This is a genomic window from Cognatiluteimonas profundi (assembly GCF_009792795.1).
GTDB classification, from domain to species: domain Bacteria; phylum Pseudomonadota; class Gammaproteobacteria; order Xanthomonadales; family Xanthomonadaceae; genus Cognatiluteimonas; species Cognatiluteimonas profundi.
The window spans coordinates 131,635-144,277 of the sequence record NZ_VKHQ01000004.1; the positions used below are offsets into that span (position 1 = coordinate 131,635).

10 protein-coding genes, 1 tRNA gene and 2 pseudogenes are annotated in these 12,643 nt (G+C 67.1%); 8 read left to right on the top strand and 5 right to left on the bottom strand.

Annotated features, from left to right (window positions below):
• Positions 1-134: 134 nt before the first annotated feature.
• Positions 135-2,018 carry an MFS transporter gene (locus tag GST15_RS07200; protein WP_159016592.1) on the top strand — a complete coding sequence of 628 codons (1,884 nt, stop codon included), beginning with the start codon at positions 135-137 and terminating at the stop codon, positions 2,016-2,018.
• 22 nt (positions 2,019-2,040) lie between these two features.
• On the opposite strand, the gene GST15_RS07205 is transcribed toward GST15_RS07200, so the two are convergent.
• The 4 genes from GST15_RS07205 to GST15_RS07220 all read right to left on the bottom strand — a co-directional run bounded on the left by GST15_RS07205 (position 2,041) and on the right by GST15_RS07220 (position 5,236).
• Positions 2,041-2,937, bottom strand: a complete 897-nt coding sequence (locus GST15_RS07205) for a hypothetical protein (RefSeq protein WP_159016593.1) — start codon at positions 2,935-2,937, stop codon at positions 2,041-2,043.
• Positions 2,938-3,016: 79 nt separating this feature from the next.
• On the bottom strand, positions 3,017-3,937 hold the full coding sequence (gene nudC / locus GST15_RS07210; RefSeq protein ID WP_159016594.1) for an NAD(+) diphosphatase: 921 nt from the start codon (positions 3,935-3,937) through the stop codon (positions 3,017-3,019).
• Positions 3,938-3,942: 5 nt separating this feature from the next.
• On the bottom strand, positions 3,943-4,338 hold the full coding sequence (gene erpA / locus GST15_RS07215; protein ID WP_159016595.1) for an iron-sulfur cluster insertion protein ErpA: 396 nt from the start codon (positions 4,336-4,338) through the stop codon (positions 3,943-3,945).
• Between the two features lie 157 nt (positions 4,339-4,495).
• Positions 4,496-5,236, bottom strand: a complete 741-nt coding sequence (locus tag GST15_RS07220) for a DUF6776 family protein (protein WP_233263098.1) — start codon at positions 5,234-5,236, stop codon at positions 4,496-4,498.
• 98 nt (positions 5,237-5,334) lie between these two features.
• Here GST15_RS07220 and GST15_RS07225 point away from each other — a divergent pair, with 98 nt between their 5' ends.
• The 4 genes and pseudogenes from GST15_RS07225 (at position 5,335) to GST15_RS07240 (ending at position 10,126) form a co-directional block, all read left to right on the top strand.
• Entirely contained in the window at positions 5,335-5,916 is a 582-nt protein-coding gene (locus GST15_RS07225; protein WP_159016596.1) for a DUF4126 domain-containing protein, read from the top strand.
• A 98-nt stretch (positions 5,917-6,014) separates the two neighbouring features.
• Positions 6,015-7,403: pseudogene (locus GST15_RS07230) on the top strand (EAL domain-containing response regulator); the annotation flags it as partial.
• Entirely contained in the window at positions 7,322-7,768 is a 447-nt protein-coding gene (locus GST15_RS12920; protein WP_267902545.1) for an EAL domain-containing protein, read from the top strand. The pseudogene GST15_RS07230 and the gene GST15_RS12920, both read left to right, overlap by 82 nt.
• A gap of 39 nt (positions 7,769-7,807) precedes the next feature.
• Positions 7,808-10,126 carry a hybrid sensor histidine kinase/response regulator gene (locus GST15_RS07240; protein WP_159017093.1) on the top strand — a complete coding sequence of 773 codons (2,319 nt, stop codon included), beginning with the start codon at positions 7,808-7,810 and terminating at the stop codon, positions 10,124-10,126.
• 34 nt (positions 10,127-10,160) lie between these two features.
• Here the strand turns inward: GST15_RS07240 and GST15_RS07245 are convergent, their stop codons facing one another.
• Complete coding sequence (locus GST15_RS07245) at positions 10,161-10,721, bottom strand: RNA pyrophosphohydrolase (RefSeq protein WP_159016599.1); 561 nt, start codon at positions 10,719-10,721, stop codon at positions 10,161-10,163.
• 147 nt (positions 10,722-10,868) lie between these two features.
• On the opposite strand from GST15_RS07245, the gene GST15_RS07250 reads away from it, so the two are divergent.
• The 3 genes and pseudogenes from GST15_RS07250 to GST15_RS07255 all read left to right on the top strand — a co-directional run bounded on the left by GST15_RS07250 (position 10,869) and on the right by GST15_RS07255 (position 12,572).
• A tRNA-Met gene (locus tag GST15_RS07250) sits at positions 10,869-10,945 on the top strand.
• Between the two features lie 82 nt (positions 10,946-11,027).
• Positions 11,028-11,195 (top strand): annotated as a pseudogene (locus tag GST15_RS12960) (DUF6538 domain-containing protein); the annotation flags it as partial.
• Between the two features lie 18 nt (positions 11,196-11,213).
• Positions 11,214-12,572 carry a tyrosine-type recombinase/integrase gene (locus tag GST15_RS07255; RefSeq protein ID WP_159016600.1) on the top strand — a complete coding sequence of 453 codons (1,359 nt, stop codon included), beginning with the start codon at positions 11,214-11,216 and terminating at the stop codon, positions 12,570-12,572.
• Positions 12,573-12,643 lie beyond the last annotated feature (71 nt).

Consider the following 12,643-nt stretch of genomic DNA (forward strand, 5'->3'; position numbering starts at 1 on the left):
AGCGGTTTATAGCCGCGAGCTTTTCGTCCGTGTGGGGAAGAAGATCAAGAACTCGCGGCTATAAGCCACTCCTGCGAAAAGCTCTGCTCTGCTAGGCTCCCGCGGAATCGCTAGGGGGCCACATGGCGCACGGCATGCCGCACAACCAGTTCGCGCTCCTGCGCCAGCGCAGGTTCGCGCCGTTCTTCGTCACCCAGGTGCTGGGGGCGTTCAACGACAACGTCTTCCGCAACGCGACCATCGTGCTGATCGTCTCCCAGCTCGGGCTCGCCGCCAGCCAGGCGTCGTTGTACGTCTACCTCGCGCCAGCGCTGTTCATCCTGCCGTTCTTTTTGTTCTCCGGGATGGCCGGGCAATTCGCCGAGAAATACGAGAAGACGCGGCTGATCCGCTGGATCAAGCTGTTCGAGATCGCGGCGATGTCGATTGCGGCCTGGGGCTTCTACGCACACCACGCAGTCCTGCTGCTGGTGGTGCTGTTCCTGATGGGACTGCATTCGACGATGTTCGGGCCGATCAAGTACGCGATCCTGCCGCAGGCGCTGCATGCCGACGAACTGGTGGGCGGCAACGGCCTGGTCGAAATGGGCACTGCACTGGCGATCCTGTTCGGCATGATGCTCGGCGGGGGCCTGATGCTGTCGCCGGTCCACGGTCCGCTGCTGGCATCGCTTGCCGTGCTCGCCATCGCCATCACCGGTTACGCCAGCAGCCGCGCGATCCCGCCGGCCCCGCCCACTGCGCCGGGCTTGCACATCAGTTGGAACATCGTCGCGCAGACGGCGCGCGCATTGTCGCTGTGCACGCGCCAGCGCGCGGTCTTCAATTCGGTGCTGGGCATCTCATGGTTCTGGTTCTTCGGCACGGCATTGACGGCGCAACTGCCGCTGTACGCGAAGGACAACCTCGGCGGCGACGGGTCCTTGTTCCTGCTGGCCCTGGGCGTGTTCTCGGTCGGGACCGGCATCGGTTCGTTGCTGTGCGAGCGGCTGTCGCGACGCACGGTGGAGATCGGACTGGTGCCGCTGGGCGCCTTCGGCATCACCGCCTTCGCGCTCGACCTCTACTTCGCACGCCCCGGCATGGCGACGGTCCATGGCCTCGGCATCGCGGCCTTCATCCAGGCCAATGGCAGCCTGCGCATCCTGTTCGACCTGGCGATGATCGGCGTGTTCGGCGGATTCTTCCTCGTGCCGCTGTTCGCGCTGGTGCAGCACCGCACGCCAAAGTCGGAGCTCTCGCGGGTCATCGCCGGCAACAACATCCTCAACGCACTGTTCATCGTCGCGGCGTCGCTGTCCTGCGTCGCGGCGCAGCGATGGCTGCACTGGAGCATCCCGCGGTTCTTCCTCGGGCTGGCCATCCTCAACGCCGTCGTCGCGATCTACATCTTCACCCTGGTGCCGGAATTCCTGATGCGGTTGTGCAGCTGGCTGCTGGTGAACACCCTGTACCGGCTGCGCGTGGACGGCATCGAGAACATCCCCGATGAAGGGCCGGCGCTGATCGTGTGCAACCACGTCAGCTACATGGACGCGCTCATCCTGGGCGGCAGCATCCCGCGCCCGGTGCGCTTCGTCATGCACTACCGGATCTTCGACATCCCGGTGCTGCGCTGGATCTTCCGCACCGCGCGCGCCATTCCCATTGCCGGTGCGCGCGAGGATCCGACGCTGATGCAGCGTGCGTTCGCCGACATCGAGGCGGCGCTGGATGCGGGCGAACTGGTGGGGATCTTCCCCGAAGGCAGGCTCACGAGCGACGGCGGGATCGCGGCATTCAAGTCGGGTATCGAACGCATCCTCGCCGCGCGCCCGGTCCCCGTCGTGCCGATGGCATTGCGCGGCATGTGGGCGAGCATGTGGAGCCGCCGCGACACCCGCCTGGGACGCCTGCGCGCGCCGCGTAGGATCCGCGCACACGTCGACGTCGTGGCCGGCGCCGCACTCGATGGCGCGGCGAGCAACGCGGCAGGACTTGAGGCGCAGGTGCGCGCGTTACGCGGTGACGCCGCCTGACGCTTGCTCAGCTGACCCAGGCTCAGCCGACCCAGCCGGCGACCACGAACAAGGCCATCACCACCAGCCACAACAGCAGGCTGCGCCAGACCAGGCTCATCGCATCGCGCAGTTCCGGCAACTCGCCCATGACGGCGGTGAGGATGCCGGGCGCCACGACGCCATGGTCGGCGTAATCCATGGCTTCGTCGGCCAGTTCGGTGCGCACGCTGGCGCGCGCGGCAGCGGCGAGGAAGTTGGCATCGAACTGCATCGATGCACCACCGTTGTCTTTCCAGGCGCCGACCACGCTGTCGAAATCGCCCACCAGCGCCAGCGCCAGCGTCATCAGCTGGGCAACGGGCCAGTCGAGGAACGCCAGCCACGCCTTGGCCCCGGCGCGCGTCTCCGGCGGCAGGTCGGCGGCATCGCCCTCGGCCGACCATGCGCTCAGCCGGTAGAGCAACGCACCGACCGGACCGAGCAGCAGGAACCAGAACAGCACGCCGAACCACCGGCGCTGCGCCGCGGCGAACACGGCTTCGACCAGCGAGGGCGCATCCAGCGCGGGACTGCCGCCGAGCCTTGTCGCGGCCTCGGCTCGCGCGGCCTGGTCCGGCGCGTCGACGATCGCCTCGACATCCAGGTCCAGGTCGCGCGGTCCCCAGCTGTAGAACAGGATCGCGATGGCGAACAACAGGCCGGCGAGTCCGAGCAGCGGCTTGGACAACGCGGCCTGGAACAGTCCGACCAGCAACAGCGGCGGCAGCAATGCCAGCACCAGTCCGTGCTGCCCGCGCCAGAAACCGGAAGGGAAGCGCGCGTCGAGCCACTGCAGCCAGCGCCGGTACCAGGTGAAATCGCGGACAGCCGATGCGAGCGTGGGCGCCACGTGTCCGAGCACGAGCGCGACGACGGCGGCGATGAGCGTGAGCGACATGGCCGGGATTGTACGCAAAGCCGATGACGGCCCAGCGACCCCGGACGGCGATCCATGGCGCGACGAGGGAGCGCCGCTTTCAGCTGCGGCCGTCGATCTCCGCCAGCCACTGCTCGACCAGCCAGCGCGAGATCGAGATCGCGGGCGACAGCACGATGCCCGGCGCGCCGTCGGCCAGCGACTCGCGGCCGTCCCGCGCGAGGCCTTCACGCACCTCGTCGGGCCCGAACCAGCGCGCGTCCTCCAGCTCCTCGCCGATGACGGGTTCGTCAGGCTCCGCCTGTGCCATGAAGCCCAGCATCAGGGAACCGGGGAAGGGCCAGGGCTGGGATGCCAGGTAGCGGCAGCCGAGCACGCGCACGCCGGCTTCCTCGAAGACTTCGCGGGCGACGGTCTGTTCCAGCGATTCGCCCGGCTCGACGAATCCAGCCAGCACCGAGTAGCGACGCGATGGCCACGGCGACTGGCGGCCCAGCAACAGGCGGCTGCCGTCGGTGACGGCGGCGATCATGGCCTGGTCGGTGCGCGGGTAATGCTCGCTGGCGCACTGGCGGCAACGACCGAGCCAGCCGGCGCGGACGAATTCGATATCCCCGCCGCAGACGCCGCAATAACGATGTCGCGCGTGCCAATGCAGCAATGCGCGCGCCTGCGCGAAGACCGTCGAATCAGCCGCCGACCACAGGCCCGCCGCGGTCCGCAGGTCCACGCGCTGCGGTGCTTCCTGCTCCACCGTCACTGCCCGCGCCGCGAACCACGCTTGTTTTTCCCTCAGGCCGAGGAAGACCGCACCTGCCGGCATGCCTTGCAGGTCGCTGCCGCTGGGCGCATGCAGTTGCTGCGAGGAGTCGGCCAGGGCTTGCCCGTCGTCATCGAGCAGCACGACGCGCGCGTCGGGCCAGAGTGCCGTGAGCGTCCCGGGGTTGTCGCGCAAGGCGTCGGCACGATCCAGCGCGCCGTCGACGAAGGCGAAAGGCCATCGCGGGGCTTGCGGCGCCACGTTGTTCACACGGTGAACGATGAACCGCAGCCGCAGGTTGTCTTGGCGTTGGGATTGCGGATCACGAACTGCGCGCCGTGCAGGCTCTCGCTGTAGTCGACCTGGGCGCCCATCAGGTATTGCAGGCTCAGTGGATCCACCAGCATGGTGACGTCGTCGGTGACGATGGCCAGGTCATCCTCGCCTTGCTGCTCGTCGAATTCGAATCCGTACTGGAAGCCCGAGCATCCGCCGCCCTGGATGTAGACGCGCAGCTTGAGCAGCGGATTGCCTTCCTCGCGGACCAGTTCGCGCACCTTGGCGGCGGCTGCGGCGCTGAAGTCGAGCGGCCGGGCCGGCACCTGTCCTTCGGTGAGGTCGGTGGCCTGCGCGAGGTGGGCGTTGGCGTGAGCGGTTTCCATCCCTGCAGGATGGGGGGCTGGCGTCCGCGATTCAACCGCAAGCCAGATCACTTGCCGCCGATATGTCGTCAGCTGGCGGCCGCGCGCGCAGGCCGGTGGTCACGTCCGCAAGCGGTGTGTCCCGTACGGCGTGGCCTGTCGACAGGCACCCGACCGCTCAGCCACCCTCGCCCGGCCGGGCGATCGCTTCAGCCCATGTGAACGACTGTTCGACGGCGGCCGCGCCGTCCGGCTGCAGGCGCACGATCACGCGGACCGGCGACAGGCCCGGCGGCAGCAGGATGTCGCCCTCGGCCTGCTGGAAGTACTTGAACGAGTAATCGACGCCGGGCGCGCTGGCCTGCTGGCGCAACTGCGGCCAGTCCAGGCGCTGGAGATGGCCGTCACGGCTGCCTTCCACGGAGAGCATGAGTTGGCCACGGTTGACCGCGCCACGGTTCAGGTTCTGCGTCAGCGTGGCGGTGAAGTGCCAGGCCTGGCCGGTCTGGCGCTGCAGGTGCAGCGCGTGCACGTTGAGTCCGCGGCGTTGCGCGGTGCTGCCGACGAAGCGCTGGTAGAAGGCGACATCCGCGCGCAGGCCGGCGATTTCCTCATCGCGTTCGGCCAGCGTTCCTTGCAGGTCGCGGTTGGCGTCGCGGCTGATCTGGTCGGATCGGGCGAGCGTCGCGGTCCGCTGCTCGAGGGCATCGATCCGCGCCTGCTGCGCCCGCAGCATGGCCCGCGGATCGCCCTGCGGGGGCATCAGCACCCGCCAGGCACCCCATCCGCCAAAGGCGAGCGCAAGCAGGAACACCGCGATGAGCGCGTAGGCGAGCCCATGCCCCTCGGGATGATGATCGGCCCCGGACGCCGGTGCGGGAGTCTGCGGTGCGGGAGGCCCGGACGACGGCTGGATCATTGGATGGATATAGCGATCCGCTTTAGCCCGCGTCAAGCCATTCGCGTGTATAGCTGCGGTTGCGGTGGCCGGCGCGTGGCGGCCGGGAGCGTGCCGTCATGACCGAAGCCCACCTGTTTGCGATCGGCGTCCTGCTTGCCTGGCTGGCGGGCATTCGCGTCTACCTGACCGTATTCGGCCTGGGCCTGGCCGGCGCCCTGGGCTGGCTGGACCTGCCGCATGCCCTGCAGGTGACGCAGTCGCCCTGGGTGCTCGGCGTGTCGGGTGCACTGGCACTGGTGGAATTCTTCGCCGACAAGATCCCGGGCGTCGATACCGGATGGGACCTGCTGCATACGCTGCTGCGGGTTCCGGCGGGCGCGTTCCTGGCGGCATCGGCCATGTCGCCGGATGGCCATCTTGGTGCGGGCATGCTCGCGACCGGTGCCGGTGTGGCGCTGGCCAGCCATGCGCTGAAGACGGGAACGCGGCTGCTGCTCAACACATCGCCTGAGCCAGTCAGCAACTGGACCGCGTCGACCACCGAGGACGCCGCGGTCGTCGGCGGACTCGCACTGGCGTTCGTGCACCCCTGGCTTGCACTGGTGCTGGTGGTGGCGATCGGCGTCTCGTTCGCCAGCGTCGTGTGGTGGTTCTGGCGTGCCTTGTTTCGCGGCAGGCATCGACCGGAGCCGGGCTGAGGCGCGCGATCGCCGTGGATGTCCGTTCGGACGGCGAAAATCCGTGCGATGACGCGAGCCGCGTGGACTCGCATAATGGCGACTCGCACGAGGCGCGCATGACCGCATCCCCAGTTTCACATTCCGATGCTTCCGTGGCGTCGACGGAGCCGACAACGGCTGACGCGCCAGCTGTGGCCGCTGCCGACCGGCAAGAGCCCCCCTATCGCGTGCTGATCGCCGAGGACGATGCCAGCCAGGCGTTGTTCGCGGAAACCGTGTTGCGCGGAGCGGGCATCGATGCGCGCGCGGTGCAGACGGCATCGAACGTGCTGCCGGAAATGGAACAGTTCCACCCGGACCTCGTGCTGATGGACCTGCACATGCCCGGGATGAGCGGGACCGACCTCATCGGCCTGATCCGGCTGCATCCGGATTTCGCGCACATACCGGTCGTGTTCCTCACCGGGGATCCAGACGTGGAACGTCAGTTCGAGGCACTCGAGCAGGGCGCCGACGACTTCCTCAACAAGCCCATCCGACCGCGGCACCTGATCGCGGCGGTGCAAAGCCGCATCAAGCGCGCGCGGGCGCTGCAACGCCAGCGCAGCAGCGACACCAGTCGCAATGCAACCACCGGCCTGTACCACCGCCCCTTCGTGCTGCAGTCCGTCGCCACGGCATTGACCGGTGGCGGCGGGGGAGCGCTCTTCGTCGAAATCCAGGGCGTCCCGGCCCTGCGCGATCGATACGGTTACTCGGGCTTCGAACAGTTGATGCACGATGCCGGCCGGCGCCTTGCCGAGGTCGCCGGCGACTGCATGTGCGCGCGACTGAACGACAACGCGTTCCTCGTCTTCGCCCAAGGCTGCGGCGACTCCCAGCTCGAAGCCCTGGCGCGCAAGCTGCGCGATGGCATCGGCCAGGTCGTCTTCGACTGCGAAGGCATTCCACAACGCCTGCGCCCGGTGATCGGTTTCGCGACACTGGCGCCCTTCGCCGAGCCGGGGGCGGTGCTGGGCGCGATCGAACGCGCCGCACGCGCCGCACGTTCCGAGGCGATCGGGATCGCCGCCCACGTCGCGGACACGTCCGAGGGCACGGTGGCCGACATGCTGGTCGAAAGCCTGCATGCCGGCCTGCGCGACGGCGCCTTCGAGCTTGCCTTCCAGCCGGTCGTCGCGGTCGCGGGCGGTGATGAGCCGCAGTTCCAGGCGCTGCTGCGGATGCGCGACGCCGATGGCACGCTGAAGCCAGCCGGCGTGCTGGTGCCCGCGGCGGAGTCCGCGGGGCTGATGCCGCAAATCGACCGATGGGTACTCGCGCAGGCCATCGAGCGCCTGCATCGCCGCCACGAATCGCAACGCGCGCTGCGCCTGTTCGTGACCCAGTCATCGCGGTCGCTGGCCGACGAACAGCATGCGCAGTGGCTGCTCCAGCAGCTCGCAAGCCAGCCCATCACGGATGGTTCGCTGGTCATCGACCTGCGCCTGGACGACGCACTGGTGCACCCGGAGATGCTGCGACAGTTCTGCGATGCGCTCGGGCCCTCGGGCCCTCGGGCGTATTATTCTGTCTCAGCCAGTTCCTGCACGGGTCCGAACCGGATGCATTGTTGCAACAGTTGCCGCTGCGCTATGTGCGATTGTCGCCGCGCTATTCGGGCGCCCGCGCCGATCCGGCCCTCAGCGAGCGATTGCGCGGCGTGATCGACAACGCGCACCGCCTGGGGCTGCTCGTCATCGGTCCACAGGTCGAGGAGCCGCAGGGAGCGGCCACCCTGTGGATGAGCGGCATCGACCTGATCCAGGGCAACCTGGTACAGCAGGCCGATGGCAACCTCGACTTCGACTTCGCGCACGCGGTGCTGTAGGTGACCGCGCCACGCGGCACATCGCCGATCACGCGCTGGCTGGCCCTGGGCGCGGCCGGTGGCGCCGCGCTGGCGGTGGGGCTCGACAACTGGGGGATGGCCGGCCCATGGCAAAGCATCGCGCTGCTGCTGGCGCTGCTGGCCGTCTTTGCAATCAGCGCCTTCCTCTTCTACGCCGGGCAACGCGAGAAGGAATGGTCGCAGACGGATGCGCGCGCCCGCCGTGGCGAGGAAGCGGTGGACGCGCTCCAGCGCGAGATCAGCCGGCATACGCAGCTGGAGCAGGAGCTGCTGCTTGCCAAGCAGGTGGCCGAGTCCGCAGTACTGGCCAAGGGCGAATTCCTGGCGACGATGAGCCACGAGATCCGCACCCCGCTCAACGGCATCGTGCCGATGCTGGACCTTCTCCTGCACGCGCCGCTGGCACCGGAGCACCTGGACCTGGTGCGCACCGCCTTCACCTCTTCGCACCAGCTGCTGCGCATCGTCGACGACATCCTGGATTACTCCAAGCTCGAGGCCGACCGCCTGGAACTGGAAACCACCGCCTTCAACCTGCGCGAACTGCTGGAGATGGTGATCCAGCTGATGGAGCGCCCGGCGCAATCCAAGGGGCTGCGGCTGACCCTGCAGATCGATCCGGCGGTGCGCCTGCCGGTGCGCGGCGACCCGGTCCGCTTGCGACAAGTGCTGGGCAACCTGATCAGCAACGCCGTCAAGTTCACCGACCACGGCATCGTTGCGGTCAGCGTGCGGCGCGTCGGTGAGACCGCGGCGCAGCACCAGCTGCATTTCGAGGTGCGGGACACCGGCATCGGCATCACTCCGGACGCGCAGTCGCGCCTGTTCCAGGCATTCAGCCAGGCCGATGCATCGACCACCCGCGTCTACGGCGGGACCGGACTGGGGCTCGCCATCTGCAAGCGCATCGTCGACCTGATGGGTGGGCGCATCCAGGTACAGTCCGAACCAGGCCGCGGGGCGACCTTTTCGTTCGAAATCCCCCTGCTCAAGGTGCAGGGCGACATGCCCGCGCGCGAGCTGGAATTCGGCGGTGGCCGCCTGCTGCTGCTCAGTGGCGATGCCAAGCTGCGATTGCGCCTGAGCATGCTGTTGCCCAACTGGGGCCTGCGCGTGACCACGGTGGAGACGACCCAGGACGCGCTGGACCGCTTGCGCGCGGCCGCTGCGCAGGGCGCGCCATGGGCCTATTCGACCGTGCTGGCGGACCTCAGCGGCATGCGCAATACGGCGCTGGCGCTGCATCGCAACCTCGAGCGCCACGCCATCTTTGGCGACGTGCGACTGGTATGCCTGACCGGCGACGACCCGGTCCCCGATGAACTGGCGCGCAGCATCCTGCTACTGGCCCGCAACGTTCCCGACGCCGACCTGCGGGTCGCCCTCACCAGCAAACCAGTGGCCCAGGTTGCGCTGCCGGTCCGGGACGAATCCGCTCCTCCCGCCGACACGCCGCAACGACCGATCGGCAGCGCCCGGGTGCTGCTCGTGGAGGACAATCCGGTCAACCTGATGGTCGGGCAACGCTTGCTGAGCGTCCTGGGCGTGGACTGCGATACCGCCAACAATGGCGAGATCGCATTGCTGCGGATGTCATCCATCCGCTACGACCTGGTACTGATGGATTGCCAGATGCCGGTGGTCGACGGCTACACCGCCACCCGGCGCTGGCGCGAAGGCGAAGCGGCGGCGGGCGACGGCAACCACCTGCCGATCGTGGCAATGACCGCCAACGCCATGGCTGGCGATCGCCAGAAATGCCTGGACGCCGGCATGGACGATTACCTCGCCAAGCCGGTGACCCGCGCCGAACTGGAACGCTGCGTGCATCGCTGGTGGCGCCCGAAAGCTTCCGACATGCGCACCGCAATCGGGGCGTCGACGCCCGACGTTGCCGAGCCGGCGCCGGTCGCCACGGAATCCGCCGAGGTCATCGACATGATCGAGCCTGCACTGCCGCAAGCGCCGCCCGCCGATGTGGTTCCCGTCATCGATGAAGGCGTGATCAGTGAGTTGCGCGATGTCCTGGGCGGGGAAATCGACCGGTTGATCCGCCTGTTCCTGGAGGACACGCCAATGTTGCTGGCGCGGCTGGAGGCTGCGGCCCTGGCTCCGGACTACGGCGAATTGTGCGAAGCGGCCCACTCGCTGAAGTCCTCCAGCGCCAACCTGGGCGCGATGGCCCTGTCGGCCGCCGCCAAACGCGTGGAATTGGGCGCCAGGCTGCAGACGCTGGATCGGCCGGCTGTCGCCGTTGCCATGATCGCTTCCGAATTCTCCCGCGCCCGGGCAGCACTGGAAGCCAGTGCCGACGCCGGAACCATCCCGGTTTCCTAGCCGTAACTGCGGGGCCGGCCCTCGGCTGGCGGTCTCACGAAGCCGCCCTGGTGCGCGGATGCTGGCGACTCGAACTTGACCAGGATTCGGCCGCGGCCGGTGGAATTGCCTGCGGACCTGCGATCTGCCGTGCGAATGGGGCCAGATGCCGCAGCGCACTGGCGTAGACGCCGCGCTTGAAAATCACCACGTGCTCCAGCGGATACCAGAAATCCACCCAGCGCCAATGGTCGAATTCAGGTTTCTCGGTCAGGTCCAGGCGCAGGTCGGATTCTTCCCCGGTGAACTGCAGCAGGAACCACACCTGTTTCTGGCCAATGCAGACCATGCGGTCGCTGCGCCGGATCGCGCGCTGCGGCAGCCGGTAACGCAGCCAGCCGGGGGTGACACCGAGCACGGCGACGTGTTCCGGCGCCAGGCCGGTTTCTTCCTGCAACTCGCGATACATCGCTTCCAGCGGCGTCTCGTCGGTGTTCATCCCGCCCTGCGGGAACTGCCAGCCGTCACGCCGCACGCGCCGCGCCCAGAACACGCGACCGTCGGGATGCATCAAAACGATGCCGACATTGGGTCGGAAACCGTCCGGATCGATCACGATGCGGACTCCAAATGGTTGACTTTCGTCACTGTCCCCGACTCTGCCACGCGCCGCGTGAGGGGACAAGCTAGAACGTCACAATTGACGCCGCCGCGGTCGGCATGGACAATTCGCGGTTCGCCGCGGCCCCTGCGCCGCCCGAATGGCTATGTAGCTCAGCCGGTTAGAGCACAGCACTCATAATGCTGGGGTCGGTGGTTCGAGTCCACCCATAGCCACCAACGATCGCAAGCCCTTGAAACGCAAGGGCCGCAAGCATTTTCGACTGGTTCCGCCCCCGAATTACAGGAGGCGTTACAGGAAATGCTACAGCGCAGACGACACAGTTTTGCTTCGCGGATCCTCGTCCCAGCGGACTTGCAGCTCCTTGTCGGCCGCGCCGAGATCACCCGCTCCCTCCGAACCGCGGACCGCAAGCTGGCGGCCCGTCGGCTGGCCTTGTGGGAAACTCACATCGGGACTTACTTCGCCGGAGTTCGCAGGCGCGCCATGACGCCAGAACAGCTCGACGAGCTCACACGCCGATACCTCGCTGCCACCTTCGCTGAGATCGAGGAGCACATGGCGCTGGACTGGCAGCCAGCCGGTCTCGACGCCCTTTCGTTCGACTTGAATGATGAGGCTCACCGCTTGAGCGGGCTGCTATCGCTTAACGAATGGGGCGAGTTCCTGGACACCGCGCGGGCAATGGTTCCACGCGCCGAGGACAGCACACACCGCAAGCTGGCAAGGCGACTGATTGAAGCAAAGCTGGAGGCGATCAAGGCGGAACTGGGAGCCCTCAGCGGCCGGCCACTACGCCCGCTCTCGCTCGGCGGACCCCCACAAGCGCAAGTGAAGAAGACCCCGCGGGTGTCCGAGGTCGGTCGGCTGTACGGCGACGAACGTGTGTCACTACGGCAGTGGTCGGCCAAGACCGAATTACAAAATCGAACCATCCTCGCCGTCCTTGCCGATCTTTTGGGCGATCCGCCCATAGGAGACGTCTCCAAGGACGACATTCGACGGCTGGGCCTGGCGATCGTCAGCCTGCCCAGCAACATGACCAAGCGATATCGCGGCATGACAGCGCGCGAGGTCATTGCGGCCACCGCGGGTGACTCCAACGTGACACGACTGGAACCCCGAAGCGTCAACAAATACCAACAGATGGCGCGCTCGCTGTTCGCATGGGCGACAGAACACGATTACATCGCACAGAGCCCGGCAGCGATCCTTAGGGACGTAAAAGAGGGACGCGCACGCGACGACCGGCACCCCTTCAGCGATGACGACTTGCGCGCCTACTTCGCCAAGCTCGATGAGGAACCTGAGCGGCCGGAGCTGTATTGGATTCCGCGAATTATGGCTTACTCAGGAATGCGCCTGGGCGAGGCTGCACAGCTCACCGTCGCCGACTTGCGAATGGAGCGCGGCATCTGGGTTTGGGACGTCAACGAGGAAATGGATTCCAAGAAGCTCAAAACGGAAGCGAGCCGGAGACTTGTACCGGTGCACTCGCGACTCATGGATATCGGCGTGCGGGACTTCGTCGGGAGATGCAGCGGCCATCTGCTCGCCGCGGAGTGGCGGACCACAAACAATCCCACACGCGGGGCGGTAGACAAGCTATCAAAGCTGTTGAATCGCCGGCTTCGCGACGCTGGAATCGGCGACCCCAAAAAAACCGGGGCTCACAGTTTCCGCCACACGGTTTCCGCTCGGCTGCGAGACGCGAGCGTACCGGTATATCAAATTGCCGACATCCTGGGTCACGAGGTGGAGTCGATCACTACGGGCCGATATGGGCGAGTCACGGATGTTGCGCAGCTAGCTAAGGTGATCCAGTTGCTCGTGTTGCCCGTATAGGGTTCTTCGGGGGCTTAGCTCCTCAAGCGGGACGCGCTGTGTTTGAAAACAATATCCTGTTTTCTGTTGCC

Coding starts and splice junctions, on each gene's coding strand:
- GST15_RS07200 (WP_159016592.1), top strand. CDS start 135: ATGCCGCACAACCAGTTCGCGCTCCTGCGCCAGCGCAGGTTCGCGCCG.
- GST15_RS07205 (WP_159016593.1), bottom strand. CDS start 2,937: ATGTCGCTCACGCTCATCGCCGCCGTCGTCGCGCTCGTGCTCGGACAC.
- erpA (WP_159016595.1), bottom strand. CDS start 4,338: ATGGAAACCGCTCACGCCAACGCCCACCTCGCGCAGGCCACCGACCTC.
- GST15_RS07220 (WP_233263098.1), bottom strand. CDS start 5,236: ATGATCCAGCCGTCGTCCGGGCCTCCCGCACCGCAGACTCCCGCACCG.
- GST15_RS07225 (WP_159016596.1), top strand. CDS start 5,335: ATGACCGAAGCCCACCTGTTTGCGATCGGCGTCCTGCTTGCCTGGCTG.
- GST15_RS07255 (WP_159016600.1), top strand. CDS start 11,214: ATGACGCCAGAACAGCTCGACGAGCTCACACGCCGATACCTCGCTGCC.